Consider the following 14,714-nt stretch of genomic DNA (forward strand, 5'->3'; position numbering starts at 1 on the left):
TGCTTTCCCTCAAAGGAAGTTACCTGAATGACGATAATTTTAGCCTTACTGGCAGCAGTATTTGCTTCGCTAACTGCGATTTTAGCAAAAATCGGTATTGAAAATGTAAATTCGAACCTAGCTACTGCGATTCGGACCATCGTTGTCTTAATCATGGCATTTATTGTCGTGCTCTTCACAGGTCAACTGGACTCCATTACCCAGATTTCTACAGGTGCCTTATGGTTTATCGTGTTTTCCGGTTTGGCAACGGGCTTGTCGTGGCTGTTTTTCATTAAAGCACTGGCAATTGGTGATGTGTCAAAGGTGGTCCCGATTGATAAAGCCAGTGTGGTGTTAACGATTGCTATATCCATCGGTTTTTTGGGAGAACCAGCAGCGCCGCTTGTGATCGCTGGAGGGACATTAATCGCTATAGGAACCTTTATTTTAATTGGAAAAAGTGAAGAGAAGAAACGCTTTACAGGCTCACAGATTTATATTTTGTATGCAATTGTCGGAGCTGTCTTTGCCGCCTTAACATCTATCCTGGCCAAAATTGGGATGGAGGATGTCGATTCCAATCTGGCTACTTTTCTGCGAACAATCGTCATTCTGCTTTTCGCCTGGGCAATCGTCTTTTTCAAAGGAACCTACAAGAAAATGAGCAAGATCTCAAAAAAAGGATATTTGTTTCTCATTCTCTCAGGGGTTGCGACGGGCTTATCGTGGTTATGTTATTTTGCCGCCCTCGCGATGGGGAAGGTGTCCGTCGTTGCACCGATTGATAAATTCAGTGTTGTCCTGACAATGATTTTGAGTTTTATTATTTTAAAAGAAAAAGCAGCTAAGCATACGATTATCGGCGGGGTAGTCCTTACGATTGGGACGGTTTTGCTTATTTTATAAACAAAGGGAACAGCACTAATAAAGGCTGTTCCCTTTTCTGTAGGTTTTTAAATATATGTTAAGAAAATATTAAGATTTATATCATGGGTTTGTTAAGATTTACAGGGTATCATGATTTTAGGAGCTAGATATAGAGGTGAATTTTATGATGAATATATTAGTTTGTGACGATGATCAGGCAATTGTCGAGGCGATTGGTGTCTATCTTGAAAATGAAGGTTATCACGTATTCACAGCCTATAACGGATTAGAGGCCATTGATATTATTGATAACCAAACAATCCATTTGATTATCATGGATATTATGATGCCAAAGCTGGACGGGATTCGGGCGACGATGAAAATAAGAGAAGCGAATAACATCCCGTTGATCATGCTTTCGGCCAAATCGGAGGATTATGATAAAATCCTGGGGTTGAATGTCGGGGCAGATGACTACATAACCAAGCCGTTTAATCCGCTGGAACTGATTGCCAGGGTGAAATCTCAGCTGCGAAGATATACCACATTAGGCGGGCTGGAAACGATGACTAACGTCTATCAAACAGGCGGCCTCGTCATTGATGATGAAACCAAAACAATTACCGTCGATGGGGAGGCCGTTCACTTAACTCCAGTACAATACAAGATTTTAAAGTTATTGACGGCTAACGCTGGGAGAGTTTTTTCCATCGAAGAAATCTATGAAAAAGTTTGGAACGAAACGGCCTATAGCCCGGAAAATACCGTTACCGTTCATATTAGAAAAATTAGAGAGAAAATCGAAATCAATCCAAAAGAGCCGAAATATTTAAAGGTGATGTGGGGAGTTGGATACAAAGTTGAAAAAATATAGCCATTCAATTATTACAAAAATAATTGTGTTTCTCTTAGTGATTACCTGTCTTACAGGCTTAATTAGGGAATTAGTTAATGTAGAAGTTGTCAATGACGGGGAATTTAGCAGTGTTTTTCAAGACAATTATTTTCAAAGCTATTCCTTTGTAAAAGATAGTGGTCACCTTGCGGAGGATCTCACCCGGTTGGTTAGCTTTTATAAGAATGAAGAACATATTCTAAACGGCGGAACAATCAATAAGGATGAATTAAAAGGACAAGAAGAAGAGTTATTCTATGACTATCAAGCTAATTCCAAGAGTTATAATCCAAATTTAACAGAAGCGGAAAACTTTGAAAAATTTAAATCCGAATACGCTGAAAAGATTGCTCAGGCAAAGGATGAGTTGATAAGGGATGATTTAAGAGAGTTTCATTACCTTTTACAAAGGATAGAAGATGTAAACAATCCGTTTTACTATGCTAGTGATGGTGTCAATGTTTATAAGAACAGTGCCAACACAGCAAAGGACCAGTTTAAAAACAATCCAGCCTATTTGATTATGGAAGATTATAAAAATGAGATCTATCCAAAGGAAGCAGAGGATAATGATTACCTCCTCCAGGCGATGGAGAGTAAAGAGGATTGGAACCCGAAAGGCCAAGTTGTTTATGTGGCTTTTTCGGATGAGTATTTACAAACGAAAATCCAAGAGTGGAAAGATACAAAAGCAGTGGCAACAGCCAGCTTTTATCGTATGTTAGCCTATCTTGCAGGATTCTTGCTTTCTTCCCTATATCTTGTTCTCGTGACCGGCAGAAAATCGTTTAAGGATAGAGAGTTACGCTTGCAATGGATTGATAAATTATTTGTTGATGTGAACTTTTTGCTATGTATAGGATTAATCTCGTCGTGGGTGGCATTGTTGGTTAACTTTGCTGAGACAAACATACCGAAAGTGTTGGTCCCAATTACCATTCCGGTTTCGGCAGCAGTACTCGTCCTGATCTTATCTCTCTTAAGACATATGAAAAATCGAACTTTTTTCAAGTATACGATAATCTATCAAATCATTTATCGGCTGATCCGATTTGTCAGAAACGTTTATGAGACCGGAAATGTCGCAGTTAAGACTGTTTTGATCGTCATCGGATACCCAGTGCTGCTTGCTTTGACGTTCTTCATGTTTCCGATAACCATTGGGCTTGCAGCCTGGTTTGCTTTTAAAAAGGTCAAGGCTTTTCAAGCCATTAAGGAAGGCGTTGAAAAAATTAAAAATGGCGATATCCAGCATCGGATCCATGTTGGCGACAAAGGCGAGTTCGCTAGTCTTGCTGACAATATAAACAGCATAACCGATGGACTGAAAAACGCGGTTGACAGAGAACTAAAAAGTGAACGATTAAAAACTGAATTAATTACGAATGTTTCTCATGATATCCGAACACCCTTAACAGCCATTATTACTTATGTGGATTTATTGAAACAAGAGAAGGATCCTGCAAAAGTGGAAAAATATCTTGATGTATTGGATCAAAAGTCGAAGCGGCTTAAAGTCTTAACGGACGATTTATTTGAGGCTGCGAAGGCTTCCAGTGGGAGCATTCCGGTTCAATTGGAGCAAATCGATATTGTCTCGTTAATCACCCAGGGACTTGGGGAACTGAGCGATAAAATCGAAGCATCCGGGCTGGAGTTTAGAATCAATTACCCTGATGAAAAGCTATATGTGTCGGCCGATGGCAAACTTTTGTGGAGATCAGTAGAAAACGTATTATCGAATATTTTTAAATATGCGCTCCCAAGGTCGAGGGTGTATATTCAATTCGAGGATTTAGGGAACGAAATTCTTATTGCTTTTAAAAATATTTCTGCCTATGAGTTAAATATTTCGGCAGATGAATTAATGGAACGTTTCACACGAGGCGATGAATCCAGAACCAGCCAAGGCAGCGGCTTAGGCCTCTCCATCGCTCAAAGTCTGATTGAAAATCAAGGCGGCAAATTTACGATTCAGATTGATGGGGACTTATTCAAGTCGATGATTTATATGCCAAAGGAACAGTAAATGGCTAGTGCGAATTTAAAGAGGGAACAGCTTTTTTGGCTGTTCCCTCTTTTGCGTGCGTTAGATTTTCGCGTTCCGAATAACCGATTTCATCATTTCTTTATTCGGATAATTCACGTCTTCATAAATCTCGATAACCTTTTCCAAATCATAGCTTACCCGCTGGATGGATGTCCGGATATTGCCCTGATCGACCTCAACCAATCCGTAGGATGCTTTTGTGAGGCCATCAAATGGCAGCCCGACGCTGCCAATATTCATGATCACTTTTCCGTTTATGTAGCGAATATATGGACGGTGAATATGGGCGTATACATAAAGGTCCTTATCGCCTGGCTTCATTAGATTCGATTCGATGATTGTATCATCGGCATTCGGAAGGATGATATCGAACAAACTATCCGGTGTTGCATGGAAGGCCGTGATTTCGACCTCTTCTACGTTCATGTATACCTGTTCCGGCAGGTTTTCTAGATATTCGAGATCATCGGAATCAAGCTGTTCAACAGTCCATTGCCGTTCGGTATTCATTAATTCTAGCGCCTTATCAGGGACCTCTCCCGCGCGTACACCTCGAACCACCCACTCATCGGCATTTCCTTTGATTACTTCGGTGTCTAACGCCTGAACCAATTCAAGCGAACGCTTTGGTTCCGGCCCGCGATAGCAAATATCACCCAGCACATAAATTTTGTCTACTTCTTTTCGCTTAATATCCGCAAGGACCGCATCCAAAGCGACCGCATTCCCATGAATATCAGAAATAAATGCAAACTTCTTCATTTCAGCTACGCACCCCCAAAGCTACTTTTATGAAAATAATACCATTAATTGGGCACCTCTTCCAAACAATGAGGACAGAATGAAAATTTACCGGCGGAATTAATCATTTTACCGGCACTTTCTGCCACCTTACCGGCGAATTTCAAGGTTTACCGGCACTTTGGAATTTGTAACGGGATATCTACAATTTTTCAAATATATCTACAAAGTTAACAAAATCGCCATATTTTATTTTCAATTCTTATTCCCCCTTATAGAATTATGAGAGCCCGTTGTATGAGGGATACACTTCTTTCTTGGTTATGCTTAACTGATCTACGATAGAAGAAATTAGTGCATCCAAAGGATTAATGATAGTCATAGATGTCAAATGCTCAACTTCCTTGGATGCATCAACCATCGATAATTGGGCCACAGAAATAATCTTTTCTTCTTTGATCATTTCACTTAAGAATTTGGAGAGTTCTTGATTATACTCTTGTTTTCGACCCTTCATAATTAACTCAAATGTATTATTGATTACAATTACCTCAATATCTATAGTTTTTTGATAATGATCAGCATAGCTATAGAGACGCTTGATAGTTCCAGAAACCGTTGCGGGATTTGTAAATAGGATTGTCTGTGGTTGGGTTATATTACAAATATATTCAAAGAAGGGTTCATCAATTTTAATTATTGGCACTGATATAAACAGTTGTTCTTCCGCTAGTATGGCAATATAGTTGGTGCAGGTAATAAGAATGCCATCTACATTACATTGTGCAATCCACTCTATTTGCTCTTTCACCTTATTTTGAGCTTCTTCTGTATTAAAGCCCAGATCATTTGTAACCCGATACATTAGCCCTGGGTCAACATAATGGATTAATTCAATGTCGTATGTGGAAAGGGCGTTTTCGATATAGTCAATATTTGAATAATGGGCGTGTAAGCATCCTAATCTTTTTGTCAATTTTACTCCACCTCTAATATATTTGGGGTTATTCTATCAGTATATATATGAGGTGTCTATAAAAGGAATAGCAAAAGCACCTATTCCTTTTCAAGGTGGTAACAACTAGCTGGATTAGCAGCTTTGTCCCTTTGAAGGACTTGTTTTTTCTTTCAGAGAAGGACTTAAATAACTTTGATGGGTATCTAGGCAATGTACTGGTCATCCCTAGAAAGGAATTCTTTAATCATTCGTCTTATAATCAAATTCAATGGGTTAATAGTTATATATACTGGAAGCTATCAACTGAAGCCCAATTTGTTATTGTGGCTGTGCCCTATAGAAGCAAAGGCGGTAATACAAGGAGTTAATCCCGGACGTGTATTTGTTGATGACCTCGATTCCTCGACTACCGGCCTTATTTGGTTCGGGAATAATGATGGGTTTATCTTTATTGGCGATGAAACTTCACTATACAGGTTATAAATTCCCACATAAGTAATTATTCTTGGAAGAGTAGTAAAGAGGTCAATCGCGCATGGCTCCCGCCTCTCTTGATGTCATGGCACCTTGTCCTTCGCTTACATCTTTCTGAATCTCTTGTTTTACTTTTTGTGGATCTGTTCCGGCAAATTCCGGTTTCATAATAGAACCCGAAATTCCTTTGGTTTGTTGGTTCTGTTGCATAGTAGTCCTCCTTAAGATTAACTAAATTTGTGAACGATGGTTCTACGTTATTAATTTCCTTTAATAATCTTAGAGCGATCCTCCATTTGTGGAGGTTCCTCGAACCATCCATTTTTAATCAAAATTTCAATCCCTTCTTGAGCGTAGAAATAGATATCTTTTGCTAATAGCATTACTTTCATGGCTAAATCATTTCTTAAGCTAAAGAAAGCACCGGTCCCAGAGCCGACAATTGAAAATCCATTTAGGATGTATATGCAGTGCATCATTAGCTTGTCAGAAAAAGGTGGAACAGTGGATGCAGTTACTGTTGCGCCTGAGGTGGCGGATAGTTGAACATCCGCCTCTAAAAGTAAGTCTTCCATTACTTTAATTTGTTTCTTAGCAAGCTCTTTCCCCTTTATAAAGTATTGCTTTGCCTCAGGGTTTTGTGCACATTGGGCAAAACCTGTAATCAGCTGCATCCCGATATTATTAGCTTCAAGATTGTGATGAAGGATCCCTACTTCAAGATCAGTTAGGGTTCTTTTATTGCCGGAAAACATATGACCCTCCATAAACTTTTTACTTTTAATAAATTCATTCTTTGTTGGCATCGACACCTTAGGAGGTAAAGAAAGAATACCCTTTTCAAGTAAATAAAGGGTTGAGAGTTTATAAATTTTTTGGGTTACCGTTGTAAGTCCTTCATAAATCGCCATCACTTCTTTATTGTAAGTCATATTCATCCCCAGGGTGTAAAGCCCCATACTAACTTCCTTTAATATGCGGACAAACATCACGTCAAACCCATTGTCGAATAGCTTGGGAGCTCCTATTCTCACATCTTCTGCTGTAAATCCAACTGGTATAACCATTCCTTGTTTTGAAAAAATGTCTTCCATCTCTTTGACATAAAAGTTTAGCTCCTGCCACAATCCCCCTAGAATATTCTTCGCCTGATTGTCATCAGACTTTTCGATAAAATACTCCAAAAATCTCATAATCAAGGTTTTTTCTTGGTATGTTTGCCAAAGCGAGCCTACTTCGGATACATTTATAGGGTTTGTTAGGAACATAAAATATACCTCCACACTACATATAAAATCCTAATATTTGAATATGTTTATTATTTCTATCATAACCAGTTAAGGAAATACAATTCTTGGAAGGGTGGGTGTGCAAAGTGCTAATGATTCTTAATCTCAAAATTGTATAAATAAAAGCTTTTGCACTAATAATAATTCCAGTAACAGGTAAAAATAGTGCTCATTTGCTTTGAGAATCAATACAAAGGATAGAAAAAAAAGGAGGTGATAGAGATGGGTGTTTTAAGGAGAATCGCTTTATTGCTTGTCATAATAGGAGCCATTAACTGGGGATTAATAGGTTTATTTAACTTCGATTTAGTAGCAGCAATATTTGGTGGACAAGATTCCTTATTGTCACGAGTAATTTATAGCCTTGTAGGATTAAGCGGTTTGATTTGTCTGAGCCTTCTGTTTGCTCCAATGCATACCCATGAACGTGATATGGATCGACAAGGTACAAGAAACATGAATTACGCAACTGAATTTGGTGAGGAAACAGATTTATCCGGTCTAAAGAAAGATAATGATAAATAATTAAGAAGACCTCACTAATTGGAAGCAGAGAACGGTTCACTGCTTCCTTTATTTTTTTGTCCACTTTGTTGCAAATGCAACAAAAGTATTCTACTATTTGTTTATGGAAGTTACATTGTATAGGTGGAGATGCAAGGATGAAGGAGATTCTTCGTGAAATTGGAATGATTGCAAGGGCATTGGATTCAATCAGCAATATAGAATTTAAGGAATATGACCTTACAAAGGGGCAGTATTTGTACCTTGTGCGTATATGCGAAAATCCAGGAATCATTGGGGAAAAGTTAGCCGAGATGATCAAAGTAGATCGAACATCCGCAGCTCGCGCTGTAAAAAAGCTAGAAATCAATGGCTTTATTGAGAAAAAAGAGGATCAACATAACAAAAAAATAAAAAAGCTCTTTCCGACGGAGAAAGGGGAAAATGTGTATCCTTTTTTAAAAAGAGAAAATGATTATTCCAATATCGTTGCATTAGCTGGATTTTCTGAAGAAGAAGCAGAAGTAATATCTAACCTCCTCCAGAGAGTGAGAAGTAATGTAGAAAAAGATTGGGAATATGTAAAAAAGGGAAATAAAAGGAATTATTAGAGAGGAGAGAGTTCAATGACAATAGAAATAAAACAGTGTACTCTTGAGGATATATACACACTTCAAAAAATTAGTTATGAAACATTTATTGAGACATTTAAGGATCAAAATTCATCCGAAAATATGAATGCTTATTTGGAAAGGGCATTTAATTTACCACAATTAGAAAAGGAATTATCCATTATGTCTTCGCAATTCTTTTTTGTTTATTTTCATAATGAAGTCGCAGGGTATTTGAAGGTCAATGTAAATGATGCTCAAACTGAAGAAATGGGCGATGAATCACTTGAAGTCGAAAGGATATATATTCGGAGTGAATTTCAAAAACATGGTCTTGGTAAAGTTCTGCTAAATAAAGTAATGGACATTGCGATGAATCATAATAAAGAGAAAATCTGGCTTGGTGTATGGGAGAAGAATGAAAATGCGATTGCATTTTATAAGAAAATGGGGTTTGTTCAATCAGGCGCCCACTCTTTTTATATGGGTGATGAAGAACAAATAGACTATATTATGATAAAGACACTCTTTTAGGCAAAAAAATTAAGAAAATCGTTACTTGGTTTATTTGGTATTAACCCCAAGTAACAGAAGGGACGATTTTCTTATTGAACTAATTTTTCATTTCCTCGTAACTTTGAATATACTCTTCCTCTGTCACCGCATGGAATGTCAGCATTTGGTCTGTCATCCAAAATGACAGGTCAAATTCAGTGGCGCCTTCATGAAAAATACCTTCTAACTTGGTTGTTTGTCCATCTACTGTTGTGAAAAGTCTCAGCATATGCCCGTCGGTAACCCCGTTTAACGCATGCCTGGTTTCTTTCCCCTCGTCATCAATCATGAGAAGAGAACCTGTCAATTCACCTTCAAGCAAGGCTTCATCGATTTTGACGAATAATTGGAACGAGCTGTCACTTGCGGAGTAAAGATATCCGTAAACATTGCGAAGTTCAGTGAAAAATTCTCTTCGCTGGTTATTTTCCCTTTCTTCCATGTGATAGTCTTGCAACGCTTTGACATAACTATCAAGTTCTACCCAATTAACAGGATTGTACAATTTGCTGTCTTTTTCACCTTGTTTTTGTACTGAAAGATGCGGACCAGTAAACCAAGCTGCAAATCTCATCATTTCAGTACCATATTTCGCCTTGAAAAAATACCTTTCTTTGGTGGTTCCCCCGGTCAGGGGGTATATGTTTTCTTCCATAGTCGGCGTTTTTCCGGCTGTTTCTATTAATCTTTGTTGATGAAGTTTTCCTTCGATTTTTCCTCTCTTACTATTTAGTTCAAACCAATAAAGAATTCCATTATCGCTGAACACATATGCGTCCGATTTGTTCAGCGGGTCCTTTAACTCGTTCACCTTGGATGGTACCCACCAAAATGCAGCCCCAATCAGTACCCCAATAACCGCCGCCACTCCCCAATATTTTAACTTTTTCAATTCATCCCCTACTTATTATTGATTACCTATATTTTACAATTTACGGGGTGGGGATTTACAATTTTTTTAACAGACTATATTTTCTTTTTTGGCAATATCTTTCACCACATCCTCAAGGGTTACACTTCCTAATACCTTCTCCATGGCTAATTGTGCAGCTGCAAATAATGGTTCGATGGCATTCTGGATGTTCCTGCCAACTGGACATTCTGGATTTGGTTTTTCATGTACGCTGAATAGTTCCCCTTCCTGTACAACATTCACAGCCTTATAAACGTCAAAAAGTGTAATCTCAGATAATTGCTTAGTGAGTTTAGATCCTGCAATTCCTGGATGTACCTCTATTAATCCAGCTTTTTTTAACATTCCCATAAGTTTTCTGATTACGGCTGGATTTGTATTAACACTTGATGCTAAGAATTCAGAAGAGGTTACTCCTTCTTTATTCAATTCTATTAAAGTTAATATATGAATTCCGACAGCAAATCTGCTGCTGATGGACATGTTCAGTCACCATCCTATTATCGATTTGTTTTTTAAATCGTGTAATTAAACTGGTTACAAGTTTATTATACCAAGATACGAATTAAATATTAAGTGCTATTCTCTTGTTGACAAATCATTTACATGTAACTAAAATAAATACATGTAAACAACTAGATTACAGGTGAAATTAAACGGGGGGAATTACAATGAAAATTTTAGTAACTGGAGCTACAGGTAAATTAGGTTCAAAGGTTGTTGAGTCTTTATTGAAATCAATGCCTTCAAGCGAATTGGCAGTGAGTGTTCGTAATCCGGAGAAAGCCGAAGGACTTCGTGCTCGTGGAGTGGAAGTTCGACAAGGTGATTTTGACCAACCAGAAACTTTAGATAAAGCTTTTGTGGGGATTGACCGTTTATTGATTATCTCTGCGGATGGTGACAATGGAACGAGAATCCGCCAACATAGTGATGCTGTTAAAGCAGCTGAACAGGCAGGGGTAGGATTTATTGCCTACACCAGTTTAGCAAATGCAACTGAAAGCAAAAATTTAATGGCACCACCACATGTTGCAACCGAAGCAGCTATTATTAAGACGGGTATCCCATATTCTTTCCTGCGCAACAATTGGTATTTGGAAAATGAAATTGGGAGCATTCAAGGTGCTATCGCGGGAGCTCCGTGGGTAACTTCGGCTGGAGCAGGTAAAGTTGGCTGGGCGCTGCAACAAGATTACGCAGATGCAGCGGCAGCGGTCCTGTTAGGGAAGGGGCATGAAAATAAGGTATATGAGCTTTCTGGTCCGCTTTACACTCAGGAGGAATTAGCAGCTGCTCTTGGTGCTGTGTTGGGAAGGGAGATCCCTGTGCAACAAGTAAGTGACGAGAAATATGCTGAAATCATGAAAGGTATAGGATTACCTGATTTCGTCATTCCGATTGTCGTAGGAATTCAAGAAAGCATTCGTAACGGTTCACTGACGGTTGAAAGTAATGATTTTGAAAAAGTTCTTGGCCGTCCAGTAACGCCGATCAATGAAGCGCTGGCGCAAATTGTAAAGGGACTATCACAAACCAACTAACTTATTTACCGACCTTTTTACGAGAAAAAGGTCGTTTTTTTTTTTCAAGACATATATATTCCTTTTTGCATTTGAACCATTTGGACAATGGTTGAATAAACTGGCAAAAAGGGGTTGTTTTCGATGACCATTACTTCCTTTCTTATGGCTGTCCTGATTGCGTTCGTCATTGGTACTGTTGCCGAGAAGCTGTCGCCGTTTAAGATGCCGGGCAGCTGGGCTGCAGCCATCTTTGCTGGGTTTGTTGGCGCATGGCTTGGTGAGTACTTGTTTGGAACGTTTGGACCTGCCATAGCGGGAGTTTCGTTGGTTCCGGCACTTCTCGGTGCTATTGTTGTTGTCATTATTGGCGGTATCATAACACGTCTTTTTGATTAAGTTTCAAAGTAACCGCTTACGTGTTTGCGAAGCGGTTATTTTTTTCCCAAGTTTTTTGGAAGGAATACGGTAGGAATTGGATAATCTCTCTCGAATGTTATGTTACATTCTTTTTTTCGAGAGGAGGTTGCTGGATGGAATACAAATATGAATTAATTCAAACCGAAGAGGATTTACCTATTAAAATGATCATCCATACCTCTGAAAATCGGCAATTTGTCCCGAGACATTGGCATGAAAGTATCGAAATTTCCTATGTTCTTTCTGGGAAAATCGATGAAATCTATGTTGATGGCAAGATGTATGAATCGGGGCAGGGGGATATTGTCCTGATTAATTCCAATGCCATTCACTCTTTCTCTTTAAGCATGGGGAAAAACCGCAAGGCCGCGACGGTTTTCATACCCTATGAATTTTTAAAAATGATATATCCCGACTGCGACCAAATGGAATTTGATTGCATCTCTATAGGGTGCAAGCAACAAAAGCAATTTGAAGAGCTGCGAGAGAATTTGGATTTACTTGTACATACTTATGAAAATAGAAAACATGACCCTCTTGCCTATATAAAAATAACGAGTTATTCCTATAAATTAATTTATATACTATTAAAAGACTTTAAAGTTTTTAAAAAGAATAGCAGCAAAATTAGAGCGAAGAAACATTTGAAGCGATTGACCATGATTACGAATTATATTAACGAAAATTATCAGCAAAATTTATCGTTAGAGCTGGTCGCGGCCCAATTTAATTTATCTATGGAATATCTGTCAAGGTTTTTTGCCAAACATACCGGAATGACGGTATTAAATTATATTAATGCCATTCGTCTTGAAAAATCCTATCCCGATTTAATGAACAGTGATTATCCGATTATCCAGATTGCCTTGGATCACGGTTTTCCCAATGAAAAGTCCTATATTCGCGTATTTAAATCGGTCTATCACCTAACACCCAATCAATATCGAAAGCAGCGGAGAAATACATAAGGTTTTAAAAAAAGGTCACTGGCGTATGATGGAAAACGCAAATTAAAGAATAAGCGGAAGATAGTTCCCGGGGAGCCTCAAACACTATAAGGATAGAAAAGGATTTATATACGACTTGTATATGAATCCTTTTTTTATATAGAAAAAATGTCAAGATTGAACCATAAATAGGCTAAGAAAAGCCAAGATTGCGAGATAGCCTTTCTCTTAAAATATATGTAAGCGCTAATTGTTTGATAGGAGCTGTAAGAACTAGTAAAGCGGGAGGTTAGGGAATATGTTAAAATGCATGAGAAAGCACCTAAAAGCAGCATTGGCATTTACTTTGGCGGCAGGGGCTGCACTTTCATTCAGTACAGGGGTGGAGGCGAAAGAAGTGAAAACACAGCACAGTTCATATCGGACTGTAACAGAAATTGAAGATTGGGGACCAGCTATCACCAAAATCATCGTCGATTTAGGCAGACCGGTACCGGCAAATTCGGTCACCGCCGATACGTTTAATGTCCATGTGGAAAGAAATGACTACCGATTGGCCAATCCGTTCCTTGAAGAAGGGAACCGCACTGTAACTAATGCTTATGTTGCGGACAAGGATGGGCATCCTGCTGTTCAAACCGGAAAATACGCTGTGCTTGAAATGGCAATTGGCCCTAATGTCACATTGGGATCTCCAATGAACTTTGATTTAGGCACATTTTTTAATGATTGGAATGAAAGCAAGTACACAATTACCCAGCAGAAAGATATTCTTACCCCGGCAGGAAAAGTTTCTGGGTTAGTAGTGAATAACTTCACAGGCGGCGTAAGGGAATTGGTTGATGATTTCTCGACTGGTCAAGCGACATTTGATGGCACTACTTTAACATACGCAGATTTTGCACCTGCAAAAGATAATCATAAAAATCCGTTAATCATTTGGCTGCACGGCATGGGTGAAGGCGGAACGGATGCAACTGTTCCGATTTCAGCAAACAAGGCAGCCAACTTTGCATCAGACGAAATTCAGGCTTATTTTGATGGGGCCTATGTATTAGCGCCACAAACGCCGACTTTCTGGATGGACGGTTTGAATGGTTTTGGAGATGGCACGTCTAAATATGAAACAGCCCTGATGGAATTGATTAAAGATTATGTAGCGAAAAATAAAGACATCGATCCAAACCGAGTGTATATTGGCGGCGACTCCAATGGGGGCTACATGACCATGCTGATGATTCGCGATTATCCGGAATATTTTGCAGCAGCCATGCCGACCTGCGAGGCATTAAGCGATTCACTCATTTCTAATGAAGATATTCAGAAGATGAAAGACCTGCCTATCTGGTTTGTGGCAGCGAAAACAGATGATACCGTACCTGTTGACCAATTTGTCGTTCCGACTTTCAACCGTCTAGTAGCGGCTGGAGCGGAGGATGTTCATATGTCATTGTTTGACAATGTTGTTGATACGTCTGGATTGTACAAGAATGCGGACGGCACACCATACGAATATCCTGGCCATTGGTCATGGATTTACGTTTATAACAACGAAGTTTCTAAAGAGATGAATGGCCAAACTACTACATTAATGGAATGGCTGGCTGGTCAGTCATTAGCTAAATAAAAAGAAAGTAACCGCTCCTTTGATGGGGTGGTTACTTTTTATGTTTCCAACCAAGATTGTGACCATTTTTCAATATTTCTCATGATAGGTTCTAAAGCTGCACCTTTATCGGTTAATGAATATTCAATACGAACCGGAGTCTCTGGGAAAACTTCGCGCTTCACAATCCCTTCGTTCTCTAAATCCTTCAACCGCTCAGAAAGCACTCTACCACTAACTCCAATGGAAGATTCAATATTGCAGAAACGCTGTGGACCAGTTAAAAGCTGATATATAATCATGCCAGTCCATCTTTGGCTTAAAATACCCATGGCTTTTTCAAATCTGGGACAAATCGACTTATCCATTGAAATCAACT

The 14,714-nt window shown here is 38.8% G+C and carries 17 protein-coding genes and 1 pseudogene; 11 read left to right on the top strand and 7 right to left on the bottom strand.

Translation table 11 applies throughout. From position 1 onward, the window contains the following. The first annotated feature begins 27 nt into the window (after positions 1-27). The 3 genes from ACZ43M_RS06690 (at position 28) to ACZ43M_RS06700 (ending at position 3,773) form a co-directional block, all read left to right on the top strand. On the top strand, positions 28-888 hold the full coding sequence (locus ACZ43M_RS06690) for an EamA family transporter (protein ID WP_464506633.1): 861 nt from the start codon (positions 28-30) through the stop codon (positions 886-888). Positions 889-1,036: 148 nt separating this feature from the next. Beyond that, on the top strand, positions 1,037-1,723 hold the full coding sequence (locus ACZ43M_RS06695; protein ID WP_464507980.1) for a response regulator transcription factor: 687 nt from the start codon (positions 1,037-1,039) through the stop codon (positions 1,721-1,723). Continuing rightward, a complete protein-coding gene (locus ACZ43M_RS06700; protein ID WP_464506634.1) occupies positions 1,698-3,773 on the top strand; it encodes a HAMP domain-containing sensor histidine kinase in 2,076 nt (691 codons plus the stop codon). Before ACZ43M_RS06695 ends, ACZ43M_RS06700 begins: the two co-directional genes overlap by 26 nt. A 60-nt stretch (positions 3,774-3,833) precedes the next feature. Here the strand turns inward: ACZ43M_RS06700 and ACZ43M_RS06705 are convergent, their stop codons facing one another. Next, positions 3,834-4,556, bottom strand: coding sequence for a metallophosphoesterase family protein (locus ACZ43M_RS06705; RefSeq protein ID WP_464506635.1), 723 nt, complete (start codon positions 4,554-4,556; stop codon positions 3,834-3,836). Between the two features lie 259 nt (positions 4,557-4,815). Continuing rightward, positions 4,816-5,511, bottom strand: coding sequence for a hypothetical protein (locus tag ACZ43M_RS06710; protein ID WP_464506636.1), 696 nt, complete (start codon positions 5,509-5,511; stop codon positions 4,816-4,818). Positions 5,512-5,829: 318 nt separating this feature from the next. Here ACZ43M_RS06710 and ACZ43M_RS06715 point away from each other — a divergent pair. Then, positions 5,830-5,952: pseudogene (locus tag ACZ43M_RS06715) on the top strand (GNAT family N-acetyltransferase); the annotation flags it as partial. Positions 5,953-6,018: 66 nt separating this feature from the next. Here ACZ43M_RS06715 and ACZ43M_RS06720 read toward each other — a convergent pair. Then, positions 6,019-6,177 carry a hypothetical protein gene (locus ACZ43M_RS06720; protein ID WP_464506637.1) on the bottom strand — a complete coding sequence of 53 codons (159 nt, stop codon included), beginning with the start codon at positions 6,175-6,177 and terminating at the stop codon, positions 6,019-6,021. A 50-nt stretch (positions 6,178-6,227) separates the two neighbouring features. Then, positions 6,228-7,235 carry a DUF3231 family protein gene (locus ACZ43M_RS06725; RefSeq protein WP_464506638.1) on the bottom strand — a complete coding sequence of 336 codons (1,008 nt, stop codon included), beginning with the start codon at positions 7,233-7,235 and terminating at the stop codon, positions 6,228-6,230. A 243-nt stretch (positions 7,236-7,478) separates the two neighbouring features. Between ACZ43M_RS06725 and ACZ43M_RS06730 the strand changes: the two genes are divergently transcribed. From ACZ43M_RS06730 to paiA, 3 genes are all read left to right on the top strand, one after another. Next, positions 7,479-7,781, top strand: coding sequence for a DUF378 domain-containing protein (locus tag ACZ43M_RS06730; RefSeq protein ID WP_464506639.1), 303 nt, complete (start codon positions 7,479-7,481; stop codon positions 7,779-7,781). A gap of 137 nt (positions 7,782-7,918) precedes the next feature. Then, positions 7,919-8,371, top strand: a complete 453-nt coding sequence (locus ACZ43M_RS06735) for a MarR family winged helix-turn-helix transcriptional regulator (RefSeq protein ID WP_464506640.1) — start codon at positions 7,919-7,921, stop codon at positions 8,369-8,371. A 15-nt stretch (positions 8,372-8,386) separates the two neighbouring features. After that, positions 8,387-8,905 carry a spermidine/spermine N(1)-acetyltransferase gene (gene paiA / locus ACZ43M_RS06740; protein ID WP_464506641.1) on the top strand — a complete coding sequence of 173 codons (519 nt, stop codon included), beginning with the start codon at positions 8,387-8,389 and terminating at the stop codon, positions 8,903-8,905. Positions 8,906-8,984: 79 nt separating this feature from the next. Here paiA and ACZ43M_RS06745 read toward each other — a convergent pair whose 3' ends face one another. Beyond that, positions 8,985-9,818, bottom strand: a complete 834-nt coding sequence (locus tag ACZ43M_RS06745) for a hypothetical protein (protein WP_464506642.1) — start codon at positions 9,816-9,818, stop codon at positions 8,985-8,987. A 66-nt stretch (positions 9,819-9,884) separates the two neighbouring features. Then, the gene (locus tag ACZ43M_RS06750; protein ID WP_464506643.1) at positions 9,885-10,322 is read right to left on the bottom strand and encodes an Rrf2 family transcriptional regulator; all 438 of its coding nucleotides are present in this window, start codon (positions 10,320-10,322) and stop codon (positions 9,885-9,887) included. Between the two features lie 188 nt (positions 10,323-10,510). Between ACZ43M_RS06750 and ACZ43M_RS06755 the strand changes: the two genes are divergently transcribed. The 4 genes from ACZ43M_RS06755 to ACZ43M_RS06770 all read left to right on the top strand — a co-directional run bounded on the left by ACZ43M_RS06755 (position 10,511) and on the right by ACZ43M_RS06770 (position 14,356). Further along, positions 10,511-11,383, top strand: coding sequence for an SDR family oxidoreductase (locus tag ACZ43M_RS06755; protein ID WP_464506644.1), 873 nt, complete (start codon positions 10,511-10,513; stop codon positions 11,381-11,383). A 123-nt stretch (positions 11,384-11,506) separates the two neighbouring features. Next, positions 11,507-11,761 (top strand): GlsB/YeaQ/YmgE family stress response membrane protein, encoded by a 255-nt coding sequence (locus tag ACZ43M_RS06760; RefSeq protein ID WP_464506645.1) that lies wholly within the window; start codon positions 11,507-11,509, stop codon positions 11,759-11,761. 134 nt (positions 11,762-11,895) lie between these two features. Then, positions 11,896-12,750 (top strand): AraC family transcriptional regulator, encoded by an 855-nt coding sequence (locus tag ACZ43M_RS06765; protein ID WP_464506646.1) that lies wholly within the window; start codon positions 11,896-11,898, stop codon positions 12,748-12,750. A 277-nt stretch (positions 12,751-13,027) separates the two neighbouring features. Beyond that, complete coding sequence (locus tag ACZ43M_RS06770) at positions 13,028-14,356, top strand: prolyl oligopeptidase family serine peptidase (RefSeq protein WP_464506647.1); 1,329 nt, start codon at positions 13,028-13,030, stop codon at positions 14,354-14,356. 38 nt (positions 14,357-14,394) lie between these two features. Here ACZ43M_RS06770 and ACZ43M_RS06775 read toward each other — a convergent pair whose 3' ends face one another. Then, complete coding sequence (locus tag ACZ43M_RS06775; protein ID WP_464506648.1) at positions 14,395-14,703, bottom strand: winged helix-turn-helix transcriptional regulator; 309 nt, start codon at positions 14,701-14,703, stop codon at positions 14,395-14,397. Positions 14,704-14,714: the final 11 nt, after the last annotated feature.

The sequence above is a fragment of the Neobacillus sp. B24 genome (genome assembly GCF_055381825.1).